The following is a 16,229-nucleotide window of genomic DNA, read 5'->3' as shown; positions in this document are numbered from 1 at the left end:
GTGAAATATGGAAATAGACAGAATCATAACAGACTATGTCAATGCCAAAGATACGGACTATGCCATCATGATAGATGGTGAGTGGGGATCGGGAAAGTCTTGGTATTGGAATAATGTTTTGACAGGAATAGTCACTGACATTGATTACCCAGAAAATACAGCAGAAGATCCAAAGAAATATAAGACTGCTACCATTTCTTTATTTGGTATCAGTTCATCAGCGGAATTAAGGGCAAGAATATTTGAAGAGACAACTCCTTTGTTTAGAAATAAATATGTTAAGACTGGTGCAAAGTTGGCAGGGCTTGTCGTTAATAAGGTTGGTAATTTCTTTAATATCGGTGATGTAAATAAAGAAGATATAGACAATGTATTTAGTGACATCTCCATTAATCTTGATGACTACGTGCTTTGCTTTGATGACCTTGAGAGGGTAAATGAAGATGTTCTTATTGAACTGCTTGGCTACATTAACAATTTGATAGAGACTGACCATGTAAAGGTGGTGTTTATTGCTAACGATAAGGAAATAAAGAGTGATGATTATAAGCGATATAAAGAAAAGCTGATTAGATTTACAAATACTATTCATCCGAAGATAAATGACCTTGTTAAAGCTTTTGCTAATGAAATGGTTGGAGCATATAGAGAATATCTTGAAAAGCAAAGCTATTATATTGATGCAATATATAATAATGTGGAATGTAGAAATCTTCGTACATTGAAATTCAACTTGGATGTATTTGAGAGGATCTTTGATTATGTTAGGACTACGGTTGCATTCGTAAACAAAGATCTCATAGAGAATTATATGCTATTATTATCTATGATGTATTGCATTGAATATCGAAAGGATAATGATAAGGTAAAGCTGAAGTCGCTACTGAAAATCGATAGAAGCTGGGCGTACGAGATAGATACTATAGAACAGCTCAACAACTATATTGACAGTGGAAAGGATGAACATGAAGAGTCGCCTGAATTAGCATATCTAAAACAGGTGAAAAAAGGGTATTTTTGCAATACATTTGTTTGGGGATGTAGTTCTGCCCTCGTGGATTATCTTGTTACTGGCTATTGTGATGAGAATAAGATACGAGAAGACATAAGAAACATCGAATCTGAATTAATCAAGGACCAGGGTAATGAAATACAACTGATATACAAAAAAATCACTGATTTTTGGAATACGGATGATAATGAACTGAGATGTTTTGTATTGAAGGCATTTAGTCTTGTAAATAAAAGAGCTTTGATAATTACGGATTATCCAATATTCTTTCTTGCTATTCAAAGATTGGTTAAGTTTGAATTCATATCTATTGATATACCAATTGAGGAAATCTTTGATTTATTTGCGGAGGCTATAAAAACATGTTCATTTGATACTTATATTAATGATGTAGATGGAATTTATAGTAGCTTCCAAAATGCCAAAACGGATGAGTTCGAATCATTGATAAAGATGGTGAAAGAAAGGAACTTTAAGCTTTATATTGATAATAACAAGCAAGAATTTTTGGAAATAATTAAAGACCAGAATAGCATTAAGCCAATGATCAATTACAAAGGGTTATGCGCTAATCTTTTCGAAGCAATATCTCCCAATGAATTCATGGACTTATTCCTTAATGCTAAAAATTGCAGGAAAGGAGAATTCCTTCAATTCTTCACCGTCAGGTATGAGTTTAAAGAATGTTTTATGGCGGATAAGGATTTTGTCGCAGGTTTGATACCGTTACTCAATGAACAAATTCAGAAACTGCCGAAATCCGCGACATTTGTGTACTGTAAAAAATTACATGAACTATTTTGTATGAAATCATCATTGTATCAAAATCAAAATTGAATATTGTATGAACAAAGCAAAATACGCATTTAACGGTCGTTTTCTGACCAAGGGATTGACAGGTCAAGAAAGATTCGCTTTGGAACTGTTGACGCACATGGATAAGATATGTGAGAAAGGTGAGTTTTGTGTAGTTACTTCTATGAAAGCTCTGTATCTGCCGGACTTTGAGAATATCGAGATAATACAAACTGGGACTCTGAAACGTGAGGCATGGGAGCAGTTCTGCCTGGGGCCATGGCTAAGGAAACACAAAATGAAATGTGTCAACCTTACTACGACGTATGCTATCGGACATTGTGATGTGGTATGTATTCACGATGCAAGTATCTACGAGATAGGAAGGCAATTTATGCATTCTGCGTATGGCTTCTTTGGTACGATTTGGAAACGTTTGCTATGTGATATTGCGGCTCGCAAGGCAGAAAAGATATTGACTGTAAGCAATTACAGCAAGGATAAGTTACATGACTTGCTGAAAATTCCATACGAGAAGATAACTGTCATATCAAATGCCTGGCAACATTACAATCGTGTTGAGGAAGACAACTGTATATTTGAGCGACTTTCGTTTGCAAAGGATGGGGAGTATTTCTTCGCTATGAGTAGTCTTTCACCGCAGAAAAACTTTGTATGGATTATGGAAGTGGCAAAACGTAATCCACAATTGCAGTTTGTGATTACAGGTAAGGCTGAAGGATTCACCCATCTTGGCGCTGATGACCTAAAGACTGACAACCTGCATTTTACCGGATATTTGAAGGATGGGGAGATAAAGTCGCTGATGAAACATTGTCGTGCCTTCATCCATCCTGCTATTTACGAGGGATTTGGTATTCCGCCTATAGAAGCGATGTCATGTGGGGCTCAGCTGATATTATCTCCAGCCACTTGTCTGCCTGAGATATATGGCAAGTCGGCACATTATATAGATCCATATAACTATGATGTGGATTTAGACAAACTGCTTGCAGAACCTGTCGCTCCTGCGACAGAGGTTCTAAGCAAGTATTCATGGGAGAAAGAGGCAAAGAAACTATTGGAATTATTAAGAGAATAATTATTAGTATTCCTCATATATTATTATACAAACAACTTATTGAAAAAGAACACTGCCTGAGCAATCTTCAGGCGATAATCATAAATACTGCCGTCTGCATACTGTGCCAGACGCAGTTTCTTAGTAAAAAGCGAAATGCGGTCCATGAATGCGGGTACAGCCGCGATCGCCTTGTCCAATGTAGTATTGGTCATTTTTTGTGTGGTGGAGGGGATTAATGACGGGGAGGTTCGAAATATCCCGTCATCTCCCTTCACCTTTTAGAGCAACGTTTCGATTAAACGAGAACAGAACCAAACTTGTTTGTGTTATGTCGAGTGTGAGAAATGTCGGATTAAATCCAAACGTAAAATAAGTGTGAAATATTGTAGTGGAAAGTTTAAGCCGCAGGACTTTAGCTTTTTTCACTGCAGTGAAAAATTAGTGTAACAGACATTTACTTTCGACTCTACATTTGCATTGACCATTGGTGAGCATTACGACTCGCCAATGGATTAGTGTTATGCAGATAATATTAAATAGATAAAACAATAAAAATAATAAATAATCTGAAAAATTGTGAATGTAATTTTAGCAAGTGACAACGGTTATGCCTGGCTTGCAGGTATTTGTATGCTCTCTCTGTTTGAGAATAACAAGCAGTGTGAGGAGATTAACGTATGGATCTTCGGTGACCATATTTCAAAGGAGAACGAGGATAAGTTATATGAGACTGCACGTATGTATGGCAGAAAGTTTGAACTGGTGGACGTAAACTGTCTTGATATACCTGCAGAGATTTGTTCTGGTCGATATCCAAAGAGTGCTTTCTCTCGTCTCTTTGCTTGGAAGCTATTGCCTGAGAATGTACACCGTGTATTGTACCTTGACTGCGATATGGTTGTTGAGGGCAATATGGAGCAGCTCTATAATATGGACTTTGAGGATAAATTCATCATTGCTTGTAAGGATCCTGTAAGTGTGATGTACAAGTGGAAGGTGGGCGCTCCTACTAACGGTGTGTATATCAATACGGGCATGATGATGATGGATCTTGATAAATTCCGTAGCTATCCACTTATTGATAAGATGAAGGCTTTCATCAATAAGTATGCCAGTGCTATGCACTACGCGGATCAGGAGATCATCAATGGTTTGTTCCAGGGTAAGTTTAAGATTTTGGATTCTCCAAAGTGGAACATGATGTCGCAGGAGTATCAGTACTCTTATGAGCAATTGCGTAGAACACGTCATCCGCATAACTACTACACCAAGCAGGAAATCTTGGAAGCTCAGAAAGACGTGAGAGTCTTCCACTACACGACTTGTTTGTTGGATATCCGTCCGTGGTTCAAGAACTCTAAACTGAAGAATGCTGATCGTTTCGACAAGTATATGGCGTTGAGTCCATGGAAGGATGTAGAGAAGAAGGAGATGAACTTCAATAATCCGAAGTTTAAGACAATAAAGATGCTCTTCAAGTTGCCTACTCCTGTAGCGCATTTCTGTACTGGTATGTTACATGCATACTTGCGTCCGACATATACAATATTGATGAACAAGATAAAAGGTCATTAAAATACATTTAAAATATGGCAAAAGAAATTTTTGTTCCTGGTCGTCTGTGTCTCTTCGGAGAGCATACCGACTGGGCTGGTAAGTACCGTACTATGAATGCAGAAATCGTTCCTGGTGCCGCTTTGGTGACAGGTATTGAGCAAGGCATTCATGCAACAATAGAGAAGGCTACCACTTTCAAGATGACATCTGAGGCTCCTGAGATTGCTGACACTTGGAAGGACTTTGAGTGCCGCATGGAGTTTCAAGAGTTGAAGGAGATTGCTAAGAGCGGTTCGTTTTTCTGCTACTGTGCAGGTGTGGCAAGCTATATGCTGGAGTGGTATAAGGTAGGTGGTGTGCACATTCACCTAACTAAGATGGATATGCCGATGAAGAGTGGACTTTCTTCTTCTGCTGCTATCTGTGTGCTGGTGTGTCGTGCTTTCAACCAACTCTATAACTTGAACCTCAACACAATGGGTGAGATGAATATTGCCTATTGGGGAGAATTGCGTACGGCTTCACGTTGCGGTCGTCTGGATCAGGCATGCGCTTTCGGTGTGCGTCCTGTAAAGATGACCTTTGATGCAGAGGAGGTGGATGTAGAGAATTTCAATATCAAAAAGCCATTGTATTGGGTGTTTGCTAACCTGAAAGCGAGCAAAGATACCATTCGCATTTTGGCTGATCTCAACAAGGCATATCCATTTGCTGAAACTGATGTAGAGAAGATGGAGCAGAAGGCTCTTGGTGAGATGAATCAAGACATTATTCAGCGTGCTATTGACTGCATGCGTGAGGGACGCGTGGAAGACCTTGGAAAGTTGATGACAGAGGCTCAGGGGGTTTTTGATAAATATGTAGCTCCAAATTGTCCTTCGCAGTTGAAGTCACCAAAACTCCATGCAACTCTTGCTGATCCTAAGATTCTCGAATTAACTTATGGAGGCAAGGGCGTTGGCTCTCAGGGTGATGGTTCTATCCAGTTCCTTGCTAAAGATGCTGAAAGTCAGTTGGCGCTCGTTGACTATCTCAATGCCAACGACATGCCAGCTTACAAGTTGACTATCGAGCCAAAGCACACTATTCGTAAGGCTATCATTCCTGTTGCAGGTTTCGGCACACGCCTATATCCTGAGACTCGATTCTTGAAGAAGGATTTCTTCCCTGTTGTGGATAAGGATAATCAGGTGAAACCTGTGATCCTTGTGCTCATAGAGGAGTGTCTTGCTGCTGGTATTGAGGAGATCTGCCTTGTACTTGGTGGCGAGGAAGAACGTCAGATGTATCGCGACTTCTTTGAGACCCGTTTGTCAGAGGAGCACCTTTCAAAGTTGCCAAAGGAGAAACTCCGTTATGAGGATCATATTCTTGAAGTAGGCAAGAAACTGCACTATGTCTATCAAACAGAGAAAAAGGGATTTGGTGATGCCGTATATCGTTGTGTTGACTTTGCTGGCAATGAGCCTGTCTTGCTGCTCCTTGGCGATACGCTCTATCAGTCGAACACCAATAAGTGTTGCGCATTGCAGTTTATTGAGGCATACGAGAAGTATAACAAGGCAATGATCTCGATACACGAGATTCCGCTGGAGAAGGTAGGCTATTATGGCATCATCAGTGGTCGTTGGGCAAATAAGAAAGAGACTGTCCTTGAGATGAGCAATATTACAGAGAAACCTACTGTGGCATACGCAGAAGAATTCTTAGGTGTTGGTTCGCCAAAGCAGCAGAAAAAGTATTTCAGCGTATTTGGTCAGTACATCCTCACGCCAGAGGTGTTCGCTCAGTTGCATGACAATATTGAGAATGGTGTGGTCAGCAATCGTGGCGAGATTGAACTGACTACTGCCTTGGAGCAAGTACGTGAGAAGTATGGACTTATGGGTGTGCAGCTTGATGGTAAGATGTACGATATTGGCGTGCCTCATGAGTTAAGAGAAACATTATACGGTTTTGGAAGATAAATTGTGATAGAACAAGATAGGCTTCGTATCGCCTGCAAAGCGGTATGAAGCGCCGACCGTTGCACGTCCGCCGCAAATGTAATCAGATTATTATGGGGAAAGATGTTGGTTTTTGCATGGTTTCCAAAAGGCAAGTGGCAACTTACGGATGAGAAAAACGGACTTGTACCTCTTAGAATATATACAAACAGAGATGTCACAATCTCAAATCATGCCACAAATGATACAATATACAGTGTTTTAGACGCGTTAGGGCACAAAGAGGCTGTCCACGAAGAAAAGCACTTCGCGGACTGCCACACTTAGTTACCCATACGCATGAGAAGGAATGGTGGGGCTCTCGGGGCTGGATTTATAATCCTTATGATGATACGCTGGCAATGGCATTCCTTGCATACTCCAATCTCCCAACCATTCTCCTGACAGATCTCAAGATATGACTTCTTTGTCCTTTCTTTCGGCACGGGCGGCACATCGAGCTGCTGATGTATGCTGCGCAGAGCATCCCTGTTGCATGGTGAGAGTATGCCGTAGTGAGGTATCCTCACAAACCTGTCGGCAAGAACATGCAGTGACAACAAGCCAAGGAACTTGTCAATCTCCATGGTCATTACTCCATGCTTGCCGCCTTTCCTGTAGTCCTTGTAGTCGTATGAGACATTTGAGTGGGTCACGTCAAGAATCCTGGAATTGGTTATCGCCACACGATATGCATAGAAGGACAGGCTGCAACGGTTTTTGTCCAGGAGTGTCGACAGATAGTAGTCGAAGTCCGTCTGTGTGAACTCATCCGGCAACTTTTTGAAGAACAACACTGCCTGAGCAATTTTCAGGCGATAGTCATAGATACTGCCGTCTGCATACTGTGCCAGACGCAGTTTCTTAGTAAAAAGCGAAATGCGGTCTCTGAATTTGAGTACAGCCGACAGCCGACGAACGAAGCAAGAGCAGAGTCAAACTTGTTTGAACTTTGCCTTGCAAGGAGGAGGAAGACGAAGTCAGTCGCCTTGTCCAATGTAGTATTGGGCATGGTTATTTGTGGTGGAGGGGATTAATGACGGGGGTGTGAAAAAGGCCCGTCATCTCCCTTCACCTTTTAGAGCAACGTTTCGATTAAACGAGAACAGAACCAAAATTGTTTGTGTTATGTCGAGTGTGAGAAAGGGCGGATGAAATCCAAACGTAAAATGAGTGTGAAATATTGTAGTGGAAGGTTATAAGCCGCAGGACTTTAGCTTTTTTCACCGCAATGAAAAATTAGTGCAACAGGTATGTCACTGACTAATAAAGTCCAGATAAATATCAATTTGTTGCGTGTCGCTTTGGGAATCCAAGTGGTTGATAATGCGACACCATCAGATAAGGAATGGCATGATTTCTTTCTATTCTGCAAAGACCAGGCTTTATTGGGTATCGGTTTCTCTGCAGTTGAGAATATCAGAAATTGCCCTAAAGATTTGATGCTAAAATGGTATTCTTTAGTTGTACATATTGAGAAGAGAAATAAGCATCTTAATGAAATAGCGACTGAGATGTGCCTGAATATGGCTGGCATGGGATTAAGATGTTGCTTATTGAAGGGGCAAGGTGTTGCCACCTTATACCCCAATGCCGCAAGAAGAAGTTGTGGTGACATTGACCTTTGGACAGAAGGGGACAGAGAGAAGATAATCGAAGCTGTACGCTATGTTCATAATGAAGCTGAGGTTTCGCTACATCATGCTTCTGTTACTTATAAAGATGTGGAAATAGAGTATCATTTTATTCCTTCCTATCTGATCAATCCAATTGCTGACAGTCGGCTGCATCATTTTTACCATGACAATCAAGAAAGGCAATTCACTCATCTTATACGACTTGAAGGATGTAATCATGACATCGCTTTCCCTACATCAGACTTTAATCTTGTGTTCATGTTAAGCCATGCCTACAGACATTTCATTTATGAAGGACTTGGAATGAGGCATGTCATTGATTATTGGATGGTGTTGAAAGCATGGGATGATGCCGGAAGACAGAATGAGAAGGAAGTTCTTCGAATTATATCTCAGTGCGGAATGATGAAGTTCCTTTCTGCCATGATGTGGGTAATAGGAAAGTTAATGGTTGAGGATGAAAGATTAACGAAGGAGGATTGTTCTTGGAGGTTGTGTGAGCCGAATGAGAAAGAAGGACGCTTCTTGTTGGAACATATAATGCAAAACGGAAATTTTGGCAGAGGAAATTTGGCTCGACAAGCAATAAATGACATACGTAATCCCTTTAAAAGATATTTTCTACATAAAAAATATTCTTTGTCCATCTATATGCATTATCCTTCTGAATTGTTTTGGGGATTGTACCATAGCATTTACTATAGAATAGCCTGCCATGAGTAATATACTTTTTGATTTTATACAAATAGCAATAGGAAATAGGAAGTCGTTGTCAGCAACTATCAATGATAGCGACTGGTTACGGCTTTTTGAGTTTTGTAAAAGTCAATACATAGTTGGTATAGTATATACTGCGGTTGAAAAACTACATAACCAAGGAATTATTTGTCCTTCATCTTTGGAAGAGCAGTGGCGAGCTTTTGTATATAAGATAGAGAAACAGAATGAGGTGATAAATCGAAAATGTGCAGAGATTTCTCGACAATATAATCACGATGGATTTTTTACTTGCATTCTTAATAGCCAAGGGAGTCTGTTGAACTATCCTGAGAAATTGAGGATGAGAAGAATGCCGGGTGATATTGAAGTATTGGCGTCCCCGCTTTGTGATATATCTGTGGCAGTTCTGACAGGTAGTAATGATGTGGAGTATGCAACTTATAACGGTTTTCGGGCTGTAAGGGAGTATGTGAAAATGCAGCATCGGATAGATGGTTATTTTGCAATCCCAATTGTAAGATATAATCATATCGAAGCGCCAAAGATAGATGGAACGGAGGTGGAGGTGTATTTTCGAGCAGCTCATTTATATTCTCCATTAAGAAACTGGAGATTGCAAAAATGGATGAATGATCATGCTGACGAATGTATGAAGAACAAGACGCATCTTGGTTTTGCTATGCCGACTTCATCGGTTAACGTTATACATCAGATGACGCACATGTATAATCATCATATCGATGGCGGTCTCGGATTCAGGCAGCTCATGGACTATTATTACGCATTGCGGGTATGGCATAATGACGTTATGGAGTGCAAGGACTTGCAATCACAGGGTATGTGGAGCGAGGGATTAGGCACTCATGTAATGTCTAACGAAGAAGTAATGTCAGTGATACGTTCATTTGGCATGACCAAATTCACAGCTGCCGTGATGTACGTGTTGCATAAGGTATTTGAAAATGAAGAATACATTTTAAATGAAGAATGTAGAATGAAGAATGAAGAATGTTCTGAGGCGGATATACCTTGGATGATTTGTGAGCCGAATGAGAAGGAGGGAAAGAAATTACTTGCAGAAATAATGAACAGTGGGAACTTCGGGCATTACGACAGCGAAAAACCGAATGTATATCAGCATAGGTTTCAATATCATATCTGGAAGTTCAAAAGGATATTCAGACTTGCGATGAGCTATCCTGAAGAAGCTCTGTGGGAGCCGGTGTTTAGGGGGTGGAGGAAGGTACAAAGAATTAAAGATTAAAGACTTGAAGAATTAAAGATTAAAAATTAAAAGCTGAAACTTAAAGTGTTGCTGATTGTTGATTATTCGCACATTATAATTTTTAGTGGTGCTCATCAAGCTAAAGCAAGTTTCTGATTACTGAGCTTGAGCAATCTTCAGGTGATGAACATAGATACAGCCGTCTGCATACTGTGCCAGATGCGGCTTTTTAGTAAAAAGCGAAATGCGGTCTCTGAATGCGGGTACAGCCGCGATCGCCTTGTCCAATGTAGTATTGGTCATTTTTTTTGTGGTGGAGGGGATTAATGACGGTGTGGTTAAGGGAAAAAAGACCCGTCATCTCCCTTCACCTTTTAGGTGAAACGTAAAATAAGTGTGAAATACAGTAGTGGAAAGTTATAAGCCGCAGGGCTTTAGCTTTTTTCACCGCGGTGAAAAATTAGTATAACGAATTTTGTTATCATTTATTTATGTAATATGCCACATATCCATATAGAGAAATGGGCTGCGCGTGCAGCAATAGATTATTACATGCAGTTTATAAAGGCATGGATTCCATTTAATGCCTGGTATAAACGTGAGTGCAAATTGGCAAGATTACCAGTTTTGACAGATGCAAATTGCATTGAACATGTATGTAATACGACGAATACTTACAAGACAAGAATCATTACTTTGTTAGGAGGAGAAGACCGAGAAAGTGAGAATTTTAGGGAGCTTATAACCGATTTACATCATGAATTACAGGCTCATGTTATCCCGAAACCGGAATCGCCTTTGAATTTTTCCACCATGATACCTGGAATAACTTCTACCAATCTAGTCCAAAAAGACTTTAGGGCTTATCATTATAAAGTGGAAAGAATCCCCCATGGTACCAATTTCCAATTTGACATCAGAGTGGAGGACAAAGCAACTCACTCTCCAAGATATACAAAGACACTAAATAGATGGAATCTTAATGATATTGAGGCAGACCCCAATTTCTTGGCTTTACAAAGCGAAGAATGCAAAAAAAAGATTATTGAATTCTTTAAAGAAGTAAACCCGAAGAAACCACTCGACATTGTCTTAAGACCAAAAACTAAGGCTGACGGTACTATAGTAAGACCATCACATTCAATCGAGATAGGGAATCAGGTGTATTTTGTCGATGATAAAGAAAAAATTGCCAAGGTGTTGATACATCTATTGTATAAATTAAGATGTGAAATATTCCATGGCTCTTTAGATCCGACTGAAGCAAATATGGGTATTTATAAAAATGCTTATCACATACAGTATGAACTTGTAAAGGAATTAATTTAGCCATGTCACATATTGCAAATAAAATCATAGCCCAAGATAAGGCTTTGAATAGTATTTTTTCAGAAACAAGGTATCGGATAGACTCTTTTCAACGTGAGTATCGATGGCAGCACAAGCAGATTGACGCTCTCATCAGTGATATATCAAGTAGTTTCTTCGCAAATTACAGTAGTAATCATACTTTGGCTGATGTAGAAAGGTATGATTGCTATTATATGGGGCCTATTGTATTATGTGAGGATGGATCGGAAATGTCTGTTGTGGATGGTCAGCAACGTCTAACATCCTTCTCGCTTCTATTAATATACTTACGTCATCTGCAAATAAAACATGGATTGGACAAAAACGAGAGCGTATATAAAGACTTGAAAAATTATCTGTTCGTCAGTCGTGGAGGAAGAAGAACATTGTCGCTTGATGTTCCTTCAAGGGAATATGTAATGAAATATTTATTCGAATTAAAAGGTGATATCATTGACTATAGTGTTCTTGAAAAGTGTGGAAAAGACAGAGAGTCGAACGAGAATCTTTTGCACTGCTATGATGAAATATGTCATCTTTTCCCTTCTGAGTTGGATAATCCATTTGTCTTGCCACTATTTATAGAATGGTTATTGTATAAGATTGTTATTGTTGAAATCAAAGCATTCAACATTGATAATGCCTATACAATTTTTGAGACAATGAATGACCGTGGTCTCAGCCTTAATCCTACAGAGATATTAAAGGCTATTGTTTTGTCAAAGATTAAGGACGAAGAACAGAGTGACGAGATGAATCAGTTTTGGAAAGAAAGAATATCACAAATAAAATATTCAGCTGGTTCTGAAGGCGATTTACTTTTTTTTAGGGCATGGTTTAGAGCGCAATATGCACGGGATATTAGTCAAGGTAAGGTTAACGATGAAAAGAAAGACTATGAATTGATTGGCTCACAATTCCACACTTGGTTCAAGAGCCATCAGGATATTATGCATCTACATAAGCCAAGTGATTTCTATTATTTTGTAAAAGGAGATTTTGACTTCTACTCAAATGTGTTCATAAATCTTCGGAAATGGCAGAGTAAAGAAGAGTGTAAAGAAAAAGACAATCCGTTCTACGTGACAGCTTGCTACCCAATGGCTGAGTCTTTATACTATGCTTTGGCTTTCGCGCCAATTTTGCCTATTGACAGCAGTGAAGAAGTTAGCGAAAAATTGCAATTGATAAATCAATTTGTTGATATATTTATTAACAGGAGGTCATTATTAGGCAAATCGGTTAATCAGAGCTCTATCCGAAGAATGGTTTTTGAGATTATCAGAAAGATAAGAATGTTGAGCGGAGATGTATTAAGAAGTATTCTTAAGGAAGAATTGTCAAAATATAATTGCGAAGATATGTTATTGCCTGCAAAGAGAGGTTTTTCTCAAAGCTATGCTCATTATTTACTTGCGCGATTAAGATATGTTCATGATAGGGAAGATCTCTTTGGTACTTTGTTAAGGACAAGAAAACAATCCTCTTTTATACTTACTCAACTTATTGGTGATGATGATTGGGAAATGTATAATATTGATGGAGAAAAAGGCATAGTGCCTTGGTCTATATGCAATTATTGTTTGTGTAGAAGATATGATGTGGCATTGTTGCCGCTAACTCCTAAAGAGAGGATTGAATACTTGGTGTCCAATGGTTATTTACCTGAAATGAAAGGAGTGTATTTCGATTCTTTTTCAGACTTTATTGCCCAAAGATTGAATATCTTAAATAGAATAGCATCTGTTGAGGTTTGGCCTGCTAAGATTTGACTCTGAAATATATAGATTATGAGCGAACTTATTTCTTGGATGATACGTTACATGGAGAATGACCGGTTCTCAAAATGGCAAAAACTGTCGCGATTGTTATGGGTGTTGTTTGTGGCGTTCGTCATAGACAATGCGTTCGGGCTGAGTTCCATCGTCTATAATTCATTTAAGTTGGATTATCTTGTAAAGGTAGAGCATGCCAGACGTAGATTTGGAAGTGACAAGGAATTAGGATACGTCATAAATTGTATGCATGAGGATGTTGTCTATCACAAAAGCGCAAGAGAGTGTTTCTATGAAATGTTTACTGGAGATAATAGTCACTCAGAATACCAAGATCAGATAAAATATGAAGAGGGAATGAAGCAGAGAAACCGATATTTACATGTGTTTTCTTCTGCGGCCTTGCCTTTAGTTCTGATGTACTTGTGTTTTTCTTTTGTGCTTGTAAGCATTATGGTTTCTAAGAAAAATATGATATATAAGACCTCATATTATCTTTGGGGAATTGTATTATTTGGATATATCGCTTATAGGATGCAATATTTTTTCGGCAGAATGCCATTGGTTATGGATAGTGAGTATATGACATACTTTTTTCAGTTAGGTTTAAATATTATAATAGGCGCATTTATGATATGGGTTCTCAAACAAGTGCGGATACATTATGGAGATAGTAATCAAGGACAAAATGAGACTCTCCCTGATACAAAATAATATACTACATTGCTGGATAAAAGCCCCACCGACATCACGTCGGCGAGGCACATCCTTAAAGATTTAATAATTACTTCTTCTTGCTTCCAGTCTTCTGACTAAGAGCACTTCCTGCAACACTCTTGGAACTACTTCCGTAACGTCCATCCTTGAGTATCTTGGAAGCTATCGAAGCTACTTGGGCTGAAGTTGTTTTTTTATTCTTTGCCATATATTTCGATTTTTCAAATTACACCTTGACAACCTGCCCCTGTCAACTTAGGGCTCTTCGCTTAGGCGGTAAGAATGCCGAGGGGCTTAGCCTCATAGGAAGATTAAAGATTACTTGGAACTGGTACCAATACTTCATCTACATAAAACTCATCGGTGCGGTTGTTGCAACCTCGACAAAGTGGTACGATATACCAACTGTTGTCAAATCCGTTCACTTTTTGTACATGTGCACCTACCAATTTGTTTCTGCCAAATGTATAGCAGTCCGTTGCGGAACATACACTTGCGGTTTTACCGCTCTTATCTTCCCAGTAGTCCAGCCAGGTGTCATAACCTGCAGGGCTTTCGAATCGGCTTGAGCCGTTTACGTTTTTAACTTTTGTCATTTCTTTATTCTTTTAAGTTTTATAGAGCTTCCTTAGTGGGTCGCTCATATATATACCAAAACCGTTAGTCGAAGAAATAACTTATGAACAAAAAGGACGATAATGTTGTGGATGGGCTGAGGCTTTTACAATTGATAGCCAATAAAGACAAGAATCGACATGAAGCGGAGGATGCTTTGAATCTGTTCATTGCCTATTTCGAGCCCAAAATCATGACTTGGTGTGATATTCATGCACAAAAGGTAGGATATGGTGAGATTGTTGCTTTTGAGGCTATTCAATGTACCTTCAACAAAGTGTGGCTTTATCCTACGTTTGATATGAGAAAATCGCGTAGTAAGGATGAGGAACATGCTATCATATTGTGGTTGCATGCGATTGCGGCATCTCAGATGAGTCAGTTCACAAAAAAGGGATTCTGTACTCAAATTGAGAATGAAGAGGACTTGTCGATAATAGAAAGTGTTGAGGATTTTATCAATTCATATAATCTTATTGATTTAGATGCCAGCAAAAAGATGCAATATGTTATTGCTATGGAGGAGAAGTTGTCTGTGCTTGACGATAAGCACAAACTTATATACATGACCTATAAGGCATATTACACAAGAGGTAAGAAACTACCGCGATCGGTATTGGAAAAGTTACGAAATCGTCTTGGCTTGACCCAAGTAACGATTAGAGTATATAAGAGAGAAGCTTGTATTGCATTGAATGACTATGAATTATTGAAACAAGTTAGGCTTCGTATCGCCTGCAAGGCGGTATGAAGCACCGATGGTTGTACGTCCGCCGCAAATGTAATCAGAATATTATGGGGAAAGATGTCGGTTTTTGCATGGTTTCCAAAAGGCAAGTGGCAACTTACGGATGAGAAAAACGGACTTGTACCTCTTAGAATATATACAAACAGAGATGTCACAATCTCAAATCATGCCACAAATGATACAATATACAGTGTTTTACGACGCGTTAGGGCACAAAGAGGCTGTCCACGAAGAAAAGCACTTCGCGGACTACCTGCTTAGTTACCTATACGCTTCACAAAGAATGGCGGGGCTCTCGGGACAGGATATACAGTCCTTACGATGATACGCTGGCAATGGCATTCCTTGCAGACCCCAATCTCCCATCCTTTCTCCTGACAGATCTCAAGATATGACTTCTTTGTCCTTTCTTTCGGCACGGGCGGCACATCGAGCTGCTTCTGTATGTTGCGCAGTGCATCCCTGTTGCAAGGTGAGAGTATGCCGTAGTGGCGTATCCTTACAAACCTGTCGGGAAGCACATGAAGTGACAACAAACTGAGAAACCTGCCTATCTCCATGGTCATTACTTCATGCTTGCCGCCTTTCCTGTAGTTCTTGTAGTCGTATGAGACATTTGAGTGAGTCACGTCAAGAATCCTGGAATTGGTTATCGCCACACGATATGCATATCTGGCAATATACTCCAACACCTGATTCACACCCTTTGCGGGAGGACGGGAGTAAACGACCCAGTCCTTGTCAAAGCATAAATCTCTTATGTAATCAAAGATGACGAGACCTTCTTCCTTAAGTCTCCTTGTGAGCAAAGCCATAAATCTTCCGCGGAATTTGTCGCTCATGCCATGCACGGGAAAAAGGAAGTCACTTTTTTCGCAACCGTTGAGATGATGCCACACACCGAGTTTGTCCATCCCGCCACCCGGCACAATGCAGTGAATGTGCGGATGGTAGAACAGATTGGAACCCCACGTATGAAGAATGGCGGACATGCCGGTACGCAGTCCCT

16 protein-coding genes are annotated in these 16,229 nt (G+C 39.6%); 10 read left to right on the top strand and 6 right to left on the bottom strand.

Annotated elements, in window-relative coordinates; translation table 11 throughout:
* The first annotated feature begins 7 nt into the window (after positions 1 to 7).
* Both CIK98_RS13415 and CIK98_RS13410 read left to right on the top strand, forming a co-directional pair.
* Positions 8 to 1,849: a P-loop NTPase fold protein gene (locus CIK98_RS13415; RefSeq protein WP_094385070.1), complete on the top strand. Its 1,842-nt coding sequence runs from the start codon at positions 8 to 10 to the stop codon at positions 1,847 to 1,849.
* A 7-nt stretch (positions 1,850 to 1,856) separates the two neighbouring features.
* Positions 1,857 to 2,909: a glycosyltransferase family 1 protein gene (locus tag CIK98_RS13410; RefSeq protein WP_094385068.1), complete on the top strand. Its 1,053-nt coding sequence runs from the start codon at positions 1,857 to 1,859 to the stop codon at positions 2,907 to 2,909.
* Between the two features lie 23 nt (positions 2,910 to 2,932).
* On the opposite strand, the gene CIK98_RS18320 is transcribed toward CIK98_RS13410, so the two are convergent.
* Entirely contained in the window at positions 2,933 to 3,103 is a 171-nt protein-coding gene (locus tag CIK98_RS18320; RefSeq protein ID WP_172409955.1) for a hypothetical protein, read from the bottom strand.
* Between the two features lie 364 nt (positions 3,104 to 3,467).
* On the opposite strand from CIK98_RS18320, the gene CIK98_RS13405 reads away from it, so the two are divergent.
* The gene (locus CIK98_RS13405) at positions 3,468 to 4,466 is read left to right on the top strand and encodes a glycosyltransferase family 8 protein (RefSeq protein ID WP_172409954.1); all 999 of its coding nucleotides are present in this window, start codon (positions 3,468 to 3,470) and stop codon (positions 4,464 to 4,466) included.
* Between the two features lie 14 nt (positions 4,467 to 4,480).
* Entirely contained in the window at positions 4,481 to 6,415 is a 1,935-nt protein-coding gene (locus tag CIK98_RS13400; RefSeq protein ID WP_094385064.1) for a sugar phosphate nucleotidyltransferase, read from the top strand.
* 302 nt (positions 6,416 to 6,717) lie between these two features.
* Here the strand turns inward: CIK98_RS13400 and CIK98_RS13390 are convergent, their stop codons facing one another.
* On the bottom strand, positions 6,718 to 7,293 hold the full coding sequence (locus CIK98_RS13390; RefSeq protein ID WP_256387780.1) for a transposase: 576 nt from the start codon (positions 7,291 to 7,293) through the stop codon (positions 6,718 to 6,720).
* A gap of 393 nt (positions 7,294 to 7,686) precedes the next feature.
* Between CIK98_RS13390 and CIK98_RS13385 the strand changes: the two genes are divergently transcribed.
* Together CIK98_RS13385 and CIK98_RS13380 are read left to right on the top strand one after the other, a co-directional pair.
* On the top strand, positions 7,687 to 8,793 hold the full coding sequence (locus tag CIK98_RS13385; protein ID WP_094385058.1) for a nucleotidyltransferase family protein: 1,107 nt from the start codon (positions 7,687 to 7,689) through the stop codon (positions 8,791 to 8,793).
* Complete coding sequence (locus CIK98_RS13380; RefSeq protein WP_094385057.1) at positions 8,786 to 10,054, top strand: nucleotidyltransferase family protein; 1,269 nt, start codon at positions 8,786 to 8,788, stop codon at positions 10,052 to 10,054. The genes CIK98_RS13385 and CIK98_RS13380 overlap by 8 nt, the downstream gene beginning before the upstream one ends.
* A gap of 117 nt (positions 10,055 to 10,171) precedes the next feature.
* On the opposite strand, the gene CIK98_RS18315 is transcribed toward CIK98_RS13380, so the two are convergent.
* Complete coding sequence (locus CIK98_RS18315) at positions 10,172 to 10,318, bottom strand: hypothetical protein (protein WP_172409952.1); 147 nt, start codon at positions 10,316 to 10,318, stop codon at positions 10,172 to 10,174.
* Positions 10,319 to 10,513: 195 nt separating this feature from the next.
* On the opposite strand from CIK98_RS18315, the gene CIK98_RS13375 reads away from it, so the two are divergent.
* The 3 genes from CIK98_RS13375 to CIK98_RS13365 are packed head-to-tail and all read left to right on the top strand — an operon-like array spanning position 10,514 to position 13,854.
* On the top strand, positions 10,514 to 11,344 hold the full coding sequence (locus CIK98_RS13375) for a hypothetical protein (RefSeq protein ID WP_094385055.1): 831 nt from the start codon (positions 10,514 to 10,516) through the stop codon (positions 11,342 to 11,344).
* Between the two features lie 2 nt (positions 11,345 to 11,346).
* A complete protein-coding gene (locus CIK98_RS13370) occupies positions 11,347 to 13,137 on the top strand; it encodes a DUF262 domain-containing protein (RefSeq protein WP_094385053.1) in 1,791 nt (596 codons plus the stop codon).
* Between the two features lie 18 nt (positions 13,138 to 13,155).
* Positions 13,156 to 13,854, top strand: coding sequence for a hypothetical protein (locus CIK98_RS13365; protein ID WP_094385051.1), 699 nt, complete (start codon positions 13,156 to 13,158; stop codon positions 13,852 to 13,854).
* 70 nt (positions 13,855 to 13,924) lie between these two features.
* Here the strand turns inward: CIK98_RS13365 and CIK98_RS18310 are convergent, their stop codons facing one another.
* Positions 13,925 to 14,065 (bottom strand): hypothetical protein, encoded by a 141-nt coding sequence (locus CIK98_RS18310; RefSeq protein ID WP_172409951.1) that lies wholly within the window; start codon positions 14,063 to 14,065, stop codon positions 13,925 to 13,927.
* A gap of 103 nt (positions 14,066 to 14,168) precedes the next feature.
* Positions 14,169 to 14,453 (bottom strand): hypothetical protein, encoded by a 285-nt coding sequence (locus CIK98_RS13360; protein ID WP_094385049.1) that lies wholly within the window; start codon positions 14,451 to 14,453, stop codon positions 14,169 to 14,171.
* Between the two features lie 83 nt (positions 14,454 to 14,536).
* Between CIK98_RS13360 and CIK98_RS13355 the strand changes: the two genes are divergently transcribed.
* Entirely contained in the window at positions 14,537 to 15,223 is a 687-nt protein-coding gene (locus CIK98_RS13355; protein WP_094385047.1) for a hypothetical protein, read from the top strand.
* Positions 15,224 to 15,477: 254 nt separating this feature from the next.
* Here CIK98_RS13355 and CIK98_RS13350 read toward each other — a convergent pair.
* The coding region (locus CIK98_RS13350) for a transposase (protein WP_172409950.1) at positions 15,478 to 16,229 on the bottom strand (752 nt) is incomplete at its 5' end.

Source organism: Prevotella sp. P2-180, from assembly GCF_002251435.1.
Lineage (GTDB): Bacteria > Bacteroidota > Bacteroidia > Bacteroidales > Bacteroidaceae > Prevotella.
The sequence above is the reverse complement of the archived record's forward strand: the minus strand, read 5'-3'. Positions and strand labels throughout refer to the sequence as shown.

Excerpts from the sequence above, each read along its gene's own strand:
- CIK98_RS13415 (WP_094385070.1), top strand. The coding sequence starts at position 8 with ATGGAAATAGACAGAATCATAACAGACTATGTCAATGCCAAAGATACG.
- CIK98_RS13410 (WP_094385068.1), top strand. The coding sequence starts at position 1,857 with ATGAACAAAGCAAAATACGCATTTAACGGTCGTTTTCTGACCAAGGGA.
- CIK98_RS18320 (WP_172409955.1), bottom strand. The coding sequence starts at position 3,103 with ATGACCAATACTACATTGGACAAGGCGATCGCGGCTGTACCCGCATTC.
- CIK98_RS13400 (WP_094385064.1), top strand. The coding sequence starts at position 4,481 with ATGGCAAAAGAAATTTTTGTTCCTGGTCGTCTGTGTCTCTTCGGAGAG.
- CIK98_RS13385 (WP_094385058.1), top strand. The coding sequence starts at position 7,687 with ATGTCACTGACTAATAAAGTCCAGATAAATATCAATTTGTTGCGTGTC.
- CIK98_RS13380 (WP_094385057.1), top strand. The coding sequence starts at position 8,786 with ATGAGTAATATACTTTTTGATTTTATACAAATAGCAATAGGAAATAGG.
- CIK98_RS18315 (WP_172409952.1), bottom strand. The coding sequence starts at position 10,318 with ATGACCAATACTACATTGGACAAGGCGATCGCGGCTGTACCCGCATTC.
- CIK98_RS13375 (WP_094385055.1), top strand. The coding sequence starts at position 10,514 with ATGCCACATATCCATATAGAGAAATGGGCTGCGCGTGCAGCAATAGAT.
- CIK98_RS13370 (WP_094385053.1), top strand. The coding sequence starts at position 11,347 with ATGTCACATATTGCAAATAAAATCATAGCCCAAGATAAGGCTTTGAAT.
- CIK98_RS13365 (WP_094385051.1), top strand. The coding sequence starts at position 13,156 with ATGAGCGAACTTATTTCTTGGATGATACGTTACATGGAGAATGACCGG.
- CIK98_RS18310 (WP_172409951.1), bottom strand. The coding sequence starts at position 14,065 with ATGGCAAAGAATAAAAAAACAACTTCAGCCCAAGTAGCTTCGATAGCT.
- CIK98_RS13360 (WP_094385049.1), bottom strand. The coding sequence starts at position 14,453 with ATGACAAAAGTTAAAAACGTAAACGGCTCAAGCCGATTCGAAAGCCCT.
- CIK98_RS13355 (WP_094385047.1), top strand. The coding sequence starts at position 14,537 with ATGAACAAAAAGGACGATAATGTTGTGGATGGGCTGAGGCTTTTACAA.